Source organism: Methyloversatilis discipulorum (assembly GCF_000385375.1).
Lineage (GTDB): Bacteria > Pseudomonadota > Gammaproteobacteria > Burkholderiales > Rhodocyclaceae > Methyloversatilis > Methyloversatilis discipulorum_A.
Map to the genome: position 1 here is coordinate 187380 of NZ_ARVV01000001.1, position 13599 is coordinate 200978.

The 13599-nt window shown below is 66.8% G+C and carries 10 protein-coding genes and 3 riboswitches; of the genes, 4 read left to right on the forward strand and 6 right to left on the reverse strand.

Features of this window, described 5'->3' with window-relative positions; all coding sequences use genetic code 11:
• The first annotated feature begins 144 nt into the window (after positions 1–144).
• Entirely contained in the window at positions 145–1191 is a 1047-nt protein-coding gene (locus METRZ18153_RS0100905; protein WP_020162963.1) for a hypothetical protein, read from the forward strand.
• Positions 1192–1230: 39 nt separating this feature from the next.
• Here the strand turns inward: METRZ18153_RS0100905 and METRZ18153_RS0100910 are convergent, their stop codons facing one another.
• The 3 genes from METRZ18153_RS0100910 to METRZ18153_RS0100920 form a co-directional block, all read right to left on the reverse strand.
• Positions 1231–1797, reverse strand: a complete 567-nt coding sequence (locus METRZ18153_RS0100910; RefSeq protein ID WP_020162964.1) for a YggT family protein — start codon at positions 1795–1797, stop codon at positions 1231–1233.
• Positions 1798–1849: 52 nt separating this feature from the next.
• Positions 1850–2662: a pyrroline-5-carboxylate reductase gene (proC, locus tag METRZ18153_RS0100915; RefSeq protein ID WP_029143468.1), complete on the reverse strand. Its 813-nt coding sequence runs from the start codon at positions 2660–2662 to the stop codon at positions 1850–1852.
• 83 nt (positions 2663–2745) lie between these two features.
• Positions 2746–4749, reverse strand: coding sequence for a reprolysin-like metallopeptidase (locus METRZ18153_RS0100920; protein WP_029143469.1), 2004 nt, complete (start codon positions 4747–4749; stop codon positions 2746–2748).
• 75 nt (positions 4750–4824) lie between these two features.
• A riboswitch (cyclic di-GMP riboswitch) is annotated at positions 4825–4914 on the reverse strand.
• Between the two features lie 133 nt (positions 4915–5047).
• On the opposite strand from METRZ18153_RS0100920, the gene METRZ18153_RS0100925 reads away from it, so the two are divergent.
• Positions 5048–5839, forward strand: a complete 792-nt coding sequence (locus METRZ18153_RS0100925) for a hypothetical protein (RefSeq protein ID WP_232415934.1) — start codon at positions 5048–5050, stop codon at positions 5837–5839.
• Between the two features lie 397 nt (positions 5840–6236).
• Here the strand turns inward: METRZ18153_RS0100925 and thiC are convergent, their stop codons facing one another.
• Positions 6237–8165 (reverse strand): phosphomethylpyrimidine synthase ThiC, encoded by a 1929-nt coding sequence (thiC, locus tag METRZ18153_RS0100930; protein WP_020162968.1) that lies wholly within the window; start codon positions 8163–8165, stop codon positions 6237–6239.
• 49 nt (positions 8166–8214) lie between these two features.
• A riboswitch (TPP riboswitch) is annotated at positions 8215–8321 on the reverse strand.
• Between the two features lie 116 nt (positions 8322–8437).
• On the opposite strand from thiC, the gene METRZ18153_RS0100935 reads away from it, so the two are divergent.
• Entirely contained in the window at positions 8438–9940 is a 1503-nt protein-coding gene (locus tag METRZ18153_RS0100935; protein ID WP_020162969.1) for a carbonic anhydrase, read from the forward strand.
• An 87-nt stretch (positions 9941–10027) separates the two neighbouring features.
• Here METRZ18153_RS0100935 and ahcY read toward each other — a convergent pair whose 3' ends face one another.
• Entirely contained in the window at positions 10028–11437 is a 1410-nt protein-coding gene (gene ahcY / locus METRZ18153_RS0100940) for an adenosylhomocysteinase (RefSeq protein ID WP_020162970.1), read from the reverse strand.
• Between the two features lie 73 nt (positions 11438–11510).
• Positions 11511–11608, reverse strand: a riboswitch (S-adenosyl-L-homocysteine riboswitch).
• A 126-nt stretch (positions 11609–11734) separates the two neighbouring features.
• Here ahcY and METRZ18153_RS0100945 point away from each other — a divergent pair.
• A complete protein-coding gene (locus METRZ18153_RS0100945) occupies positions 11735–13198 on the forward strand; it encodes a C13 family peptidase (protein ID WP_020162971.1) in 1464 nt (487 codons plus the stop codon).
• Between the two features lie 20 nt (positions 13199–13218).
• On the opposite strand, the gene METRZ18153_RS0100950 is transcribed toward METRZ18153_RS0100945, so the two are convergent.
• The gene (locus METRZ18153_RS0100950) at positions 13219–13599 is read right to left on the reverse strand and encodes a hypothetical protein (RefSeq protein ID WP_020162972.1); all 381 of its coding nucleotides are present in this window, start codon (positions 13597–13599) and stop codon (positions 13219–13221) included.

Consider the following 13599-nt stretch of genomic DNA (forward strand, 5'->3'; position numbering starts at 1 on the left):
AGGTGCGACGCTGCCAAGCCGCCCGATGGTCGGTACGGACGCATGCAGGCCCGCCTGCATGCGTCGCCGATTGCACGTGGGCACGTGCGCGCGCTTCACTTTCCGGGTGGCTCACCGAGGTCAGAACCCAGGAGGCACAGAACCGTGAAGGTCGCCGCCAGCAACGTACAGCTTGAGTCCTCGCACGCCGAATCACGGCGTCTGCAGGTATCCGAACGGCTTGAAATGTGGACCGGCGAGCGTCGCCGCCCGGCCACCGACAGCCCGCCGCCGTCACGCAGCGAGGCGCGCGTCAGCCTGTCGCCGGCGGCGCTGGCCGCACAGCAGGCCGATCCGGTCGAGGCGCCGGACGGGATCGAGGAGGCCGTGCGCAACGATCCCCGCCTTTCGCTGCTCATCATGATGATAGAGAAGATCACCGGTCAGCCCGTGCGCTGGCTGCGCACTGCGGACATGCCGACCGAGGCGCCGCCCGCCTCGTCCGGCGCCGCGGCATCGGCGCAGTCCCAGGCGCCGCAGCGGGTCGGCTGGGGGATCGAATACGACTACCACGCTGAATACAGCGAATCGGAAACCACCCGCTTCGCGGCCGAGGGCACGGTGCGCACCGCCGACGGGCGGGAGATCGCCTTCAAGCTCGAAAGCGCGATGTCGCGCAGCTTCAGCATGAGCGTCAGCGAATCCTTCCGTGCCGGCGACGCCGTGCTGAAAGACCCGCTGATGCTGGACTTCGCCGGTCCGGCGGCGGCGCTGTCCGACGTCCGCTTCGCCTTCGATCTCGATGCCGACGGCAGCAAGGAGCAGGTGCCGCTGGCCGGCGGACGCGGCATGCTTGCGTTCGACCGCAATGGCAACGGTCGCATCGACGACGGCCGCGAACTGTTCGGACCGACCACCGGCAACGGCTTCGAGGAACTGGCCGCGCTGGACGAGGACGGTAACGGCTGGATCGATGAAGCCGACAGCGGCTTCGCGCAGCTGCGGCTGTGGCGGCCGGACGCCGAAGGCGCCGGCACCTTGCAGACGATGAGACAGGCCAACGCCGGTGCTTTCTACCTCGGCCGCGTCGACACGCCTTTCAGCCTGCGCAACGCCGCCAACGAGACGCTGGGCGAAATGCGCGCGACCGGCATCTACCTGCGCGAGGACGGCAGCACAGGTAGCGTCAGCCAGGTCGATCTGAGCGTCTGAAGAGCGTCTGAATGAGCGCCTGAACGACCGGCGGCGGCGTCAGACCAGCAGGCCGAACAGCTGCCGAGACACGGCGTCGATCAGGTACAGAACGATCTGCAGGATGAGGATGAGCACCAGCGGCGACAGGTCGACGTTGGCGATAGGCGGCATCACGCGCTGAATCGGCTGCAGGAAGGGGCGGGTCAGCGCATTCATCATGCCGCCGATCGGATTGCCCGGCGACACCCAGCTCATCACCGCGGAAATGATGAGCACGATGATCAGGAACCACACCGACAGCCGCGCTATCTCGATCACGCCGCGCAGCAGCGCGAGCGGTATCAGACCGTCGGCGCCGATGCTGCCGTGCAGCAGCGCGCCTACCAGGATCAGCGCCACCTGGATCAGCCAGGCGACCACCAGTGTCGCCATGTCCAGTCCGAACATGGCCGGTATCACGCGCCGAGCCGGCAGTACCGCCCAGTCGGTGGTCTGTATCACGAAGGCACCGATCTGGTTGCGGAAGCTCACACGCGCCCATTGCATGTAGAAGCGGGCCAGCAGCAGCGTGGTGATGAAACTGGCGACGGCGTTGAGGACGAGCAGGGTCAGGTCGGTCAGCATGGGTTCGTGTCGTTGTCGTATCGCGTGAAGACAGTGTTGGCCGGGCGCCGGTTCAGGCGGCGCCGAGCTGGTCGCCCAGTTCCGCGCCGCGCGCGGCGGCGGCTGCCAGCGCACGCACGATGGCGTCGCCGACCGCGTCGGCATTCATCGACTTCAGCGCCGCCTCGGTGGTGCCGCCCTTCGACGTCACCCGCTCACGCAGCGTGGCCGGCGATTCCGGGCTTTGTGCCGCCAGCGCCGACGCGCCGGTGAACGTGGCGATGGCCAGTTCGCGCGCCTGATCTGTGGTGAGCCCCAGTGCCTCGCCGCCGCGCACCATCGCCTCGATGAAATAGAACACGTAGGCCGGGCCGCTGCCGGATACCGCGGTGACCGCGTCGATCAGCTTCTCGTCGTCCACCCACACCGTACGACCGACCGCCGACAGCAGTTCTTCGGCGCGGGCACGCTCGGCAGCGCCGACCGAGGCATCGGCATACAGGCCGGTCACGCCGCGACCGATCAGTGCTGGCGTGTTCGGCATCGCACGCACCATGCGCGCGCGGCCACCGAGCCAGCGCCCGATGTCGCTCGCGCGCAGGCCGGCGGCGATGCTGAGCACGGTCTGCCCGTCGATCAAGGGCGCGATGCTGGCGCACACTTCGCGCATCTGCTGCGGCTTGACCGCCAGCACCATGAGGTCACAGCCTGCCGCACTGGCATCCAGCGCCTCGACCGCACGCACACCGAATTCGCGCGCCAGCCGGTCGCGGCCGTCGGCCTGGAGTTCGACCACGGCGATGTCGGCGGCAATGGCGCCGCGTTTCAACATGCCGCCGATCAGCGCACTGGCCATATTGCCGCCGCCGATGAAAGTGATCCGCATCAGACTGCCCCACAGAAAGTTGACCCGCACGTCGGGTCGCAGGGCGCTATGGTAACCGCGCACGCCGCACGGGCGCCGTATGCTCAGCGAACGACGAAGTTCTTCTTCTTTTGTGCGGCCTTGACCGTCGTCAGCAAGAGATTCGCCGGGCGCGCACTGCCGGCGGTCGGCTGAGGCGTGATGACGCCGCTCCAGCCCCAGGGGACCGTGCAGGCGTAGGCGCCCGTCCGGCCGCTGGCCGTGCAGGACGCGCCATCGGTCGCGCTGATCGCGACGTTCGCAAGTGGCTTGCCGCCCCGCGAGATGGTTCCGGATACTTGATAGGTGGTGGGCACCGTTGTCGACCGCCACGACGACACCGCTGAGCGGTTGTTGCTAAGCGCCAGCGCATTGTGTGCGCTGGCCGGATCGGTGACCGGCACGCCGCAGGCGAAGCTGCCGCCGCAGTCGGTCAGATCCGGGTTGGAGAAGCGGCCGATCACCGGCGAGATGTAACTCATGATGGAACCGAAGCTGCCGCTCCTTCCGTGGCCGAATGCGTAGGGATGGCTGCCGCTGCCGCCGCCCTGGCGCGCGACCGTCGCGCGATCGTGCATCAGTCCCATGTTGTGGCCGAGTTCGTGGGTGAAGGTGTAGTCGGTGCAGTAGTAATAGCTGCCGGCCATGTCGCGGCCATCGCTGACCACGGAGTATGCGTAGTTCCCGTAGTAGGCGATGTTGCTGCCGTTGTAGCCGCCGACGTAGCCCACACCGCAGCTGCCGCCCTGTGCCGTCATGTAGAAGGGGCGTACGACGGTGACCAGATCGGCGCCATACTTCTTGCGCAGCGCCGGCACTGTCCTGTAGGCGCCGGTACCGCGCGCCAATGCGGACAGGGTGGTCGAATTGCTGGTGGTGTCGCTGTCATTCACCTGCGCGCTGGCGACGAGGCGCAGACGCATCGGCACACCGCTGTCGACGTAGGCTTGATTGGCCAGCGCGACCAGTTGGGCAATGCGGGTGCCGAATACGCTGCCGTGCTTCTTCTTGAAGCCCGGCGTATAGAGAACCAGCAGGTCGATCGTCGTTTCGCTGCCGTTGGCCGTGGAGCCGCTGCCGGCAGTCGGGGTGCCGGTGGTGCCGGCATCCGCCGCAGCCGAGGTGCCGCCCAGCGCTGTCACGCCGCCGGCTGCCGCCGGTACTTCCTCGCCCACGGCGTCGGCATGTTCGGATTCGAACTGCGACAGCCCGGAGCGCACCGGGTCGACCAGCCACTGCGTGCCACCGCTGTCTACCAGCATCAGTTCGCCCGACGGTGTCAGGATGTTGCCGACGCTGCCGTTGGGCCCGGACGTTACGATGACTCGGAACTCGCTGCCGTAGTCGGCCAGGTGGCCGACCCAGGTCGTGGTGTCGGCATCGCCGGCATCGGTACGGTCGTAGCGAACGCGATAGTCGCCGTGCTCAGGGATCGATAGCGTCACGTCGTCGCCGGGTTCCAGCGCCGACAGCGCGATCAGATTGAAGGCCACCGGATGGGCCACCTCGGCGGGCGGCTCGGCCGCGCGTGCGGCGGGGTCGTATGCCGAGCCTGCGTGCGTCGCGACGTCGGCCGTCAGGAACATCGACGGCAGACCGTCCAGCACGACAGGATTCGCGGCCGCCGACAGATCCGGGCCGATGAGCTGAGCGCCGTCCACATGTCCCAGCACGAAGCCGCCGTCGGGGGTGCGGATGATGCCGGCGGCCAGTTCGCCATCGAGCCGCAGTCGCACTGCATACTGCCGCCCGGCGGCGTGATGACCGATCCACTGCAGGCCGGAAGCGCCGCCCAGCAGCGACGCGAACACGATGTCGAGGCTGCTGCCGTCGGGCAGTGTGAAGCGCAGCGTGTCGCCCGCTCTGGCGGCGCGCAGACGAGCCACATCCAACTGCACCGGCCACATGCCACCGGCGGCGTCGCGCATCGGCAAGGGCTGCATCACCGGCACGGACACATCGGCCGCTGCCGAGATTCGCGAAGCGGCGGTGGCAGGCAGAGCCGACAGCGCAAACGCGCACATCAGCATCGTGCAGAGAGGGGATAAAGTGCGGCGCGGGGCGGTCATCGTGAAACTCCGGCTCGGATGTCTGTCATTTCGTCACCGGCTGGCGCGCCCCGGGCCTGCGTTGAACAGGCGGGTGCTGGCGGCCCCGCCGTCATCCCGCGCACGCGCGGATTAGACCGGTGACTTTGCGTCCCCGCCTTTCGGACGGGTTTGCCTTTTTTCAGCTTCGTCGCTGTTAGCGGCAAACCTCGGACTGAGCTTGAATGGGCGCCAGCATGTTTCGTGATGTGAATCACGAAACATGCTGGCGCCCAGCGGGGTTATGCTTTTTGCCTGTGATGCATAGAGGACTCATCACATGCAGACCCAGAGCACAACCCCAAGTGCATGCAGTGGATCCGGTGAACTGGCTGACGAGCAGATGCTTTTCGCCATTCGCGACAGCGTGGCTCGCTCCGCTCCATTCGAGCATCTGTACATGCGGGAGGTATTTTCTCCAGGGTTCTACGCACGGCTTCTGGCCATGATGCCGGCACGCGACCGTTTCCACGACCTGCGACACAAGGACGCGATGCGCGCGGACGGCAGCAGCGCGCGACTGCGCATGTACCTTTATCCGGAACAGCTGTGGCGCTTGCCGGCCGAACAGCGCGCAATGTGGACCGCCGTATCGCGCACGCTGCGCTCGGGCGCATTGCAGGAGGCGTTCAAGCGGAAGTTCCGGCGTTCGCTCGAAGGCCGTTTCGGCCGCTCCATCGACCAGCTGGATTTCTACCCGATTCCCATCCTGATCCGTGATCAGCCGGGCTACCGCATCGGCATTCACGCCGACGTGCCGGCCAAGGCGATTACGGTGCAGTTCTACCTTCCCCGCGACGGCGCGCAGCGCCACCTCGGCACCGTGTTCCACCACGGCAGGAGCGGGCCGGACGCTGAGCGGACCGTGGCAATGGATTTCATGCCGGCCAGCGGCTACGCCTTCGCCGTCGTCGAGAAGGAGAGCTGGCACAGCGTGCGTCAGACCACCGAAGCCGACGGCGAGCGTGTGTCCATCATGCTCACCTACTACGTGCAGGACACGCCCCGGGCCTGGATCAAGCGCCGCTGGGACCGTTTTCGTAGCTTCTTTGGCGTGGGGCCGAAAGGCTGAGCGGAGATGCGGCAGGCCTGCGGCACTGCCGTGATCCGTGGTTCGCGATGATGGCGTGACGCGGAGTCAGAGCCCTTGATTACCGCCGTGTCGCGGCCAAGGCCGCTCCCACAGGGGATGCGCCCGCCCCCCCGGCCTGAGCCCGGGCCGGGGTTCTGTGGGAGGGGTCTTGACCCCGACGGCAGCCTGCATCGAAGCCCGCCGATAGCAGAGGCCCCGTTCCGGCCAAGGCCGCTCCCGGAAGGATCGCTCGCGATCCGTCACCGGAGCCGAGGTTCTGTAGGAGCGGTCTTCTGACCGCGACGCAGCGGTTGAATGGAGCACTGCGCGAGGTCACGGGCCGCAGTCGCGGTCAGAAGACCGCTCCTACAGGCCCCGCGCCCGCACGGTTCTTACCTCACACCTTCTGATAGATCTCCGCGCCCGACTTCACGAACTCGACCGCCTTCACTTCCATGCCCTTCGCGAGCGCTTCGTCCTCATTGAGACCCTGCTTGGCGGCGAAGTCGCGCACGTCCTGCGTGATCTTCATCGAGCAGAAGTGCGGGCCACACATCGAGCAGAAGTGCGCCACCTTGGCCGATTCCTTCGGCAGCGTCTCGTCGTGGAAGCTCTTGGCCTTGTCCGGATCCAGACCCAGGTTGAACTGGTCGTCCCAGCGGAACTCGTAGCGCGCCTTCGACAGCGCGTTGTCGCGGATCTGCGCGCCCGGGTGACCCTTGGCGAGGTCGGCGGCGTGGGCGGCGAGCTTGTAGGTGATGATGCCTTCCTTCACGTCGTCCTTGTCCGGCAGCCCCAGGTGCTCCTTCGGCGTCACGTAACAGAGCATGGCCGTGCCGTACCAGCCGATCTGCGCCGCACCGATGCCGCTGGTGATGTGGTCGTAGCCAGGGGCGATGTCGGTGGTCAGCGGACCCAGCGTGTAGAAGGGCGCTTCCTTGCAGTACTCGAGCTGCAGGTCCATGTTCTCCTTGATCAGATGCATGGGCACGTGACCCGGACCTTCGATCATCACCTGCACGTCGTGTTTCCAGGCGATGTCGGTGAGCTCGCCCAGCGTCTTCAATTCACCCAGCTGCGCGTCGTCGTTGGCATCGTAGATCGAACCCGGACGCAGACCGTCGCCCAGCGAGAAGGCCACGTCGTAGGCCTTCATGATTTCGCAGATCTCTTCGAAGTGGGTGTAGAGGAAGCTCTCCTTGTGGTGAGCCAGACACCACTTGGCCATGATCGAACCACCACGCGACACGATGCCGGTCATCCGGTTGGCGGTCATCGGCACGTAGCGCAGCAAGACACCTGCGTGGATGGTGAAGTAATCCACCCCCTGTTCGGCCTGCTCGATCAGCGTGTCCTTGAAGATGTCCCAGGTCAGTTCCTCGGCCTTGCCGTCGACCTTCTCCAGCGCCTGGTAGATGGGCACGGTGCCGATCGGCACCGGAGAGTTGCGGATGATCCACTCGCGGGTTTCGTGGATGTTCTTGCCGGTCGACAGATCCATCACCGTGTCCCCGCCCCAGCGGATGGCCCAGGTCATCTTGTCGACTTCCTCGTTGATCGAGGAGCCGAGTGCGGAGTTGCCGATGTTGGCGTTGATCTTCACCAGGAAGTTGCGGCCGATGATCATCGGCTCGCTCTCCGGGTGATTGATGTTGTTCGGAATGATGGCGCGGCCGCGGGCGACTTCGTCGCGGACGAACTCAGGGGTGATCTCGGCGGCGCAGTTGGCAAATGAGGACGCGCCGAAGCTCTGGCCCGGGTGCTGGCGGGTGAGCAGCTTGGCCATCTTCTCGCCAGTCGGGCCGGTCGCGCGCAGACTCTCGACGTAGGCGGCGCGGTTCATGTTCTCGCGAATGGCGATGAACTCCATCTCCGGCGTGATGATGCCCTGACGCGCGTAGTGCATCTGGGTCACGTTGCGGCCGGCCTTGGCACGGCGGGGGTGGCGGTGCAGGCCGGGGAAGCGCAGATCGTCGAGCGCGGCATCGGCGGCGCGGATGCGGCCGAATTCGGAGGAGAGGTCGGTGAGCTGCTCGGTGTCGCCGCGTTCCTCGATCCAGCGTGCGCGCAGCGCGGGCAGGCCGCGACGGATATCGATAGCGGCCTTCGGGTCGGTGTAGGGACCGGAACAGTCGTAGACGAAGACCGGCGGGTTCTTCTCGCCGCCGAAACCGGTGGGCGTGTCGGCCTGCGAGATCTCGCGCATCGGCACGCGGATGTCCGGGCGGGAGCCTTCGATGTGGATCTTGCGCGAATTGGGCAGCGGCGCGATCGCCGCTTCGTCGACGTGCGCCTGGTCGGCGAGGAAGGTGTCTTTGGCGTTCATGGAAGCTCCTGTGCTTGCTGTGTCGGCGCGGGAAACGCCGGCTTCCATGTCGAGAAGTCGCCCGTTTCCCTACGCCGGCATGATCCGGATCAGGTGTTGAGGGTGTGTCTCAGCCGGCTGCCATGCTTCAGGTCACCGGCACCCCTAACGTGTGCCTGAACACGGTAACCCGGCCGCGACGCAAGCGCAAGGCGTGCCGTTCAAGCCAACGGGCCCCTCTGCCGTAGACCGGTCATCGCCCCGATACGGGCAGAGCCTGAACGAGACCGGACATGACGCAGCTTTCCATCTTCCGACCGACCCTGATCGCGCTGGCGATCGGCTGCGCCTCTGGCGCGGTGCAGGCGGCCGACTGGCACACGATTTCGACCGACCGCGGCAAGAAGATCGAGATCGATCGCGACAGCGTGCTGCGCGCTGAGGGCGGCAAGAAGGTGGCCTGGGGCCGGCTGGTGCTGACCGAGGCCGACGCCGAAAAAACCGGCTACGCGATGGTGCAGGCGCTGAATCGCTACGACTGCCAGAGCCTGCGTTTCGCCACGATCAAGCGCGTCTATCTGGACGCCAACCAGAAAATCCTGCGCGAGGAGCGCACCGGCTCGGACAGCGAAATTTCGCTGCTGCCCGGCACGCTGGACGAAAAGCTGTTCCGCGAAGTGTGTCAGCCGCCGGCCGCCGAAGAACTCCGTCAGGTGGCCGAACAGGCTGGCCGTGCTGCGCGCACCGCCGCCAACGCGGGCGACCTCGGCAAGGTCGAGCGCACCGAAATGGTGAACATCAAGCCCGATCTGCGCGAAGCCGCGGCGCAGGCGCGCGAGGAAATGAGCAGCGCGAAGAAGCCTGCAGGAGCAGCGGGCAAGCCCGAGGCAGCGAAGGCCGAGCCGGCAAAGGTGGCCGATGCCGGCACGAAGAAGCCGGACACCCACGACGCCGCGCCGGCGGCGACCAAGCCGCCGGTGATGCGCAGCGAAATCCCGCTGCCGCCGCCGGCCCCGAAGCCGCGGCCGCGCCCGGTCATGCAGGCCGCCGTCGCGCCGGCCGCTCACGCAGCGCCGAAGAAGCCGGCGGTCGAAGCCGCGCCCGTCACGCACGCGCACGGCGACATCCACTGGACTTATGAAGGCGAATTCGGCCCGCAGAACTGGGGCCGGCTGAAGCCGGAATGGACGAAATGCGCGACCGGCCAGACGCAATCGCCGATCGACATCCGTGACGGCATCAAGGTCGATCTGCCGCCGGTACAGTTCGACTACCGGACCACCTATTTCACCGTCGTCGACAACGGCCACACAGTGCAGGTGAACGTCGGCGAGGGCAGCACGATTACGCTGGTCGGCAAGCGCTACGAACTGGTGCAGTTCCATTTCCACAAGCCAGCCGAAGAGCGCGTGAATGGCAAGACCTATGACATGGTCGCCCATCTGGTGCATAAGGATCTGGACGGCAATCTGGCCGTGGTCGCGGTGCTGCTCGACCGCGGCACCGAACATCCGCTGTTCAATACGCTTTGGGCCTACCTGCCGCTGCAGAAAAACGTCGAGTCGCGCCCGGACGTGAGTATCGATCTGGCGAAACTGCTGCCGGAAAAGCGCGACTACTACACCTATATGGGTTCGCTGACGACGCCGCCCTGCTCGGAAGGCGTGACCTGGCTGGTGATGAAGGAGCCGCTGCAGCTGTCGCCGGAACAGATCGGCATCTTCGGTCACCTCTACCGCAACAATGCGCGTCCGGTGCAGGCAGCCAACAGCCGGCTGATCAAGCAGTCGCGCTGAGCCGCGCGGGCGCAAAAAAGGCCATCCCGCGGGATGGCCTTTTTCATTGGCGCGGCCCGCAGGGCGCGCCAACCGCGAACCGAATACTCAGTAGCGGTAGTGATCCGGCTTGTACGGGCCTTCCTTCTGCACGCCGATGTAGCGGGCCTGCGCGTCGGTCAGCTCGGTCAGCTGCGCATTCAGCTTCTTCAGCTGCAGGCGCGCCACCTTCTCGTCGAGGTGCTTGGGCAGCGTGTAGACGCCGACCGGGTACTTTGCGGTTTCGGTGAACAGCTCGATCTGCGCGATGGTCTGGTTGGCGAAGCTCGAAGACATCACGTAGGACGGGTGGCCGGTGCCGCAGCCGAGGTTCACCAGGCGACCCTTGGCCAGCAGGATGATGCGCTTGCCGTCCGGGAAGATGACGTGATCGACCTGCGGCTTGATCTCTTCCCACTGGTACTTCTCGACCGAGGCGACGTCGATCTCGTTGTCGAAGTGGCCGATGTTGCAGACGATGGCCTGGTCCTTCATCTTCACCATGTGATCGTGCGTGATCACGTGGTAGTTGCCGGTGGCGGTGACGAAGATGTCGGCGTGCTCGCAGGCGTAGTCCATCGTGACCACGCGGTAGCCTTCCATCGCCGCCTGCAGAGCGCAGATCGGATCGACTTCGGTCACCCACACCTGGGCCGACAGCGCGCGCAGCGCCTGCGCCGAACCCTTGCCCACATCGCCGTAGCCGGCCACCACGGCGACCTTGCCGGCCACCATCACGTCGGTGGCGCGCTTGATGCCGTCGACCAGCGATTCGCGGCAGCCATACAGGTTGTCGAACTTCGACTTCGTGACCGAATCATTGACGTTGATGCCAGGGAAGGCGAGGCGGCCTTCCTTGTGCATCTGGTACAGGCGGTGCACGCCGGTCGTCGTTTCTTCGGTCACGCCCTTGATGTGCTTGATGCGCTTCGAGTACCAGTTCGGGTCGCGCGCCAGCGTGGTCTTGATCGCGTTGAACAGGCAGATTTCCTCTTCGCTCGCCGGGTGGTGCAGCGCGGTCGGGTCGGTTTCGGCCTTGGTGCCCAGATGCAGCAGCAGCGTCGCGTCGCCGCCGTCGTCCAGGATCATGTTGCTGTAGCCGCCGTCCGGCCATTCGAAGATGCGGTGGGTGTAGTCCCAGTACTCTTCCAGCGACTCGCCTTTGACCGCGAACACCGGCGTGCCGGCAGCGGCGATCGCGGCGGCGGCGTGGTCCTGGGTCGAGAAGATGTTGCACGAGGCCCAGCGGACTTCGGCGCCGAGCGCTTCCAGCGTCTGGATCAGCACGGCGGTCTGGATGGTCATGTGCAGGCTGCCGGTGATGCGGGCGCCGCGCAGCGGCTGCTGCGTCGCGAATTCCTCGCGGATCGCCATCAGGCCGGGCATTTCGGTCTCGGCGATGGCGATTTCCTTGCGTCCCCAGTCGGCCAGCGACAGGTCGGCAATGACGTAATCCTTCAGTTCGGCGGGTGCATTCATTACGGGCTCCTTTTGATGCGGCAGGCGGTATCTCACCTGCCATCCGCGGCCGGACTGCTGCCCGGGCGGCGGGTTCAGGTGAGCGCCGTTGCAAAAGTGCCCGCGACCGTGGCGGTCTGGCGGGGTCCGAGCCTGGGGGCCTTGCGGCACCTTGCAGCGCTCCTCGGAAGCTTTGGATTATAGCGTCGCGCCCCGCATCTGCCGGGTGAAGTACCCGGTTTCACGATCGGCGCCCGCTACAGAGTGTGGCAACGGATAATCCGTTCCCGACCTCCGCACGATTTACGGCATCCGACGATGGAACTGGAACCGACGCCACCCCGTTCGTCTCTGGCCGACCTCGCCCGCAATCTGGGTGCCGGTCTGCGCGCCCTGCTGCTGTGGAAGGCCGCCCCGGCCCTGCGCGCCGGCGCGGCGGCCTGGATAGCACTCGAACTGCTGTCGCTGGCGCTCGATTTCGGCTTCGACTTCGCGCGCGCCGGGCCGGATGGCCAGTTCATGACCGATGCGCTGGCCGGCAAGCTGTTCCACCTGCCCTGGCTCATGCTCGCCGTGTGGGCGGCGGCCCGTCTGGCCGGCCGGTCAGAGGCCTGGCTGCGCGGCGTGGTCGGCATGGCGGCGCTGTGGATATGGCTGTCGCTGCTGTGGAATGCGCTCGCGCTGCTGCCGGCCGAGGTGTGGGCGGAACTGGGCGACGCGGTCGATCTCGTCTGGTGGGCGCCCGCTGCCTGGGGGCTGATCGCCTCTGCCGTGCTGCTGGGAGAGGTATTCGAGGCCAGACCGGCGCGGCGCCTCGGCATGCTCGCCATCGTCGGTCTGTGCTACCTGCTGCCGACTGCGATGCTGGGTACGCAGATGCCGCTGTGGGTGGCCACGCAGACCGATGACGACGGTGAAACGGCGCGCTGGCAGGCCGCCCGCAGCGAAGCATTGATCTACCGCCAGCCCTTGCTGCTGACCGAGGCGATCGCGCGGATCGAGCCCGGCCAACCGGGCCGGCCGGAACTGTTCCTGCTGGCCATCGCCGGCCATGGCGCACAGGATGTGTTCCTGCGCGAGGTGGACAAGGTCGAACGCCTGTTCGCCGAGCGCTTCGACACCGGCGGCCGCAGCATCGTGCTGGCCAACAACCCGGCCACCGTGCTCGACCGGCCGCTGGCCACCGTCAGTGCGATGGAAGCCAGCCTGCGCGCGCTGGGCGAACGGATGAACCGCGACGAGGACGTGCTGTTCGTGTTCCTGACCTCGCACGGCGCCGAGGACCACCGCTTCGACCTCAGCCTGTGGCCGTGGGAACTGGAACAGCTGACGCCGCAGCGCCTCGGCGCCCTGCTCGACGCGGCCGGCATCCGCCACCGCGTCATCCTGGTGTCGGCCTGCTATTCGGGCGGCTTCATCGCGCCGCTCGCCGGACCCGATACGCTGGTCATGTCGGCCGCGCGCGCCGACCGCAGTTCGCACGGCTGTTCGCATGAAGCCGACTGGACCTTCTTCGGCCGCGCCTTCTTCGACGAGGCATTGCGCGCAACGCCGTCCTTCACCGAAGCCTTCGCCCGCGCCCGTGCGGCGGTCGGCACGCGGGAGGCGGCGGAAGGGCTGGAAGCGTCGGAGCCGCAGATCGCCGTTGGCGAGGCGATCAAGGCACGGCTCGACGCGATGGCCGCGGACTGGCAACGGATGCCGCGCACGCTGCAGGCGCAGCAGGGCGGTTCGAGCGGCGAGCCGGCCGCGACCTCAAGTTGCGACAAGGCGCGCTGCTGACGGGCTGCTCGACCGGCGACTCAGACGCCGCTGCTGAACCACCACCAGCCGCCCGCCGCGAAAACCGCGACGACGATGGCGATGGCAATGTTCCGCTGCAGCGGGTAGCGCTCCAGCTTCACCAGCGGCGTGCGGTAGGAAATGTAGAGGAAGCCGCCGCCGAACAGCGCCAGCACGGCCAGCAGCGACCAGCGGTTGCCGGTGCGCGCGGCCAGCCGCAGCAGCGTGCCGCAGACCAGGATGAGCGCGAAGTAGCCGAACAGCGACAGTGGCGTGATGCCGGTGCACGAGCGCCCGCCGCATTCCGGGCACACGGCCGGCGCCTTGGCGCGGGCGGTCAGCTTGATCAGGCGCGCGATGGTGTCCCGCCCGCAGTGCGGGCAGCGGTTCAGGGCTGACAT

Coding starts and splice junctions, on each gene's coding strand:
- METRZ18153_RS0100910 (WP_020162964.1), bottom strand. CDS start 1,797: ATGCTGACCGACCTGACCCTGCTCGTCCTCAACGCCGTCGCCAGTTTC.
- proC (WP_029143468.1), bottom strand. CDS start 2,662: ATGCGGATCACTTTCATCGGCGGCGGCAATATGGCCAGTGCGCTGATC.
- METRZ18153_RS0100920 (WP_029143469.1), bottom strand. CDS start 4,749: ATGACCGCCCCGCGCCGCACTTTATCCCCTCTCTGCACGATGCTGATG.
- METRZ18153_RS0100925 (WP_232415934.1), top strand. CDS start 5,048: ATGCAGACCCAGAGCACAACCCCAAGTGCATGCAGTGGATCCGGTGAA.
- thiC (WP_020162968.1), bottom strand. CDS start 8,165: ATGAACGCCAAAGACACCTTCCTCGCCGACCAGGCGCACGTCGACGAA.
- METRZ18153_RS0100935 (WP_020162969.1), top strand. CDS start 8,438: ATGACGCAGCTTTCCATCTTCCGACCGACCCTGATCGCGCTGGCGATC.
- ahcY (WP_020162970.1), bottom strand. CDS start 11,437: ATGAATGCACCCGCCGAACTGAAGGATTACGTCATTGCCGACCTGTCG.
- METRZ18153_RS0100945 (WP_020162971.1), top strand. CDS start 11,735: ATGGAACTGGAACCGACGCCACCCCGTTCGTCTCTGGCCGACCTCGCC.
- METRZ18153_RS0100950 (WP_020162972.1), bottom strand. CDS start 13,599: ATGTCAGCCCTGAACCGCTGCCCGCACTGCGGGCGGGACACCATCGCG.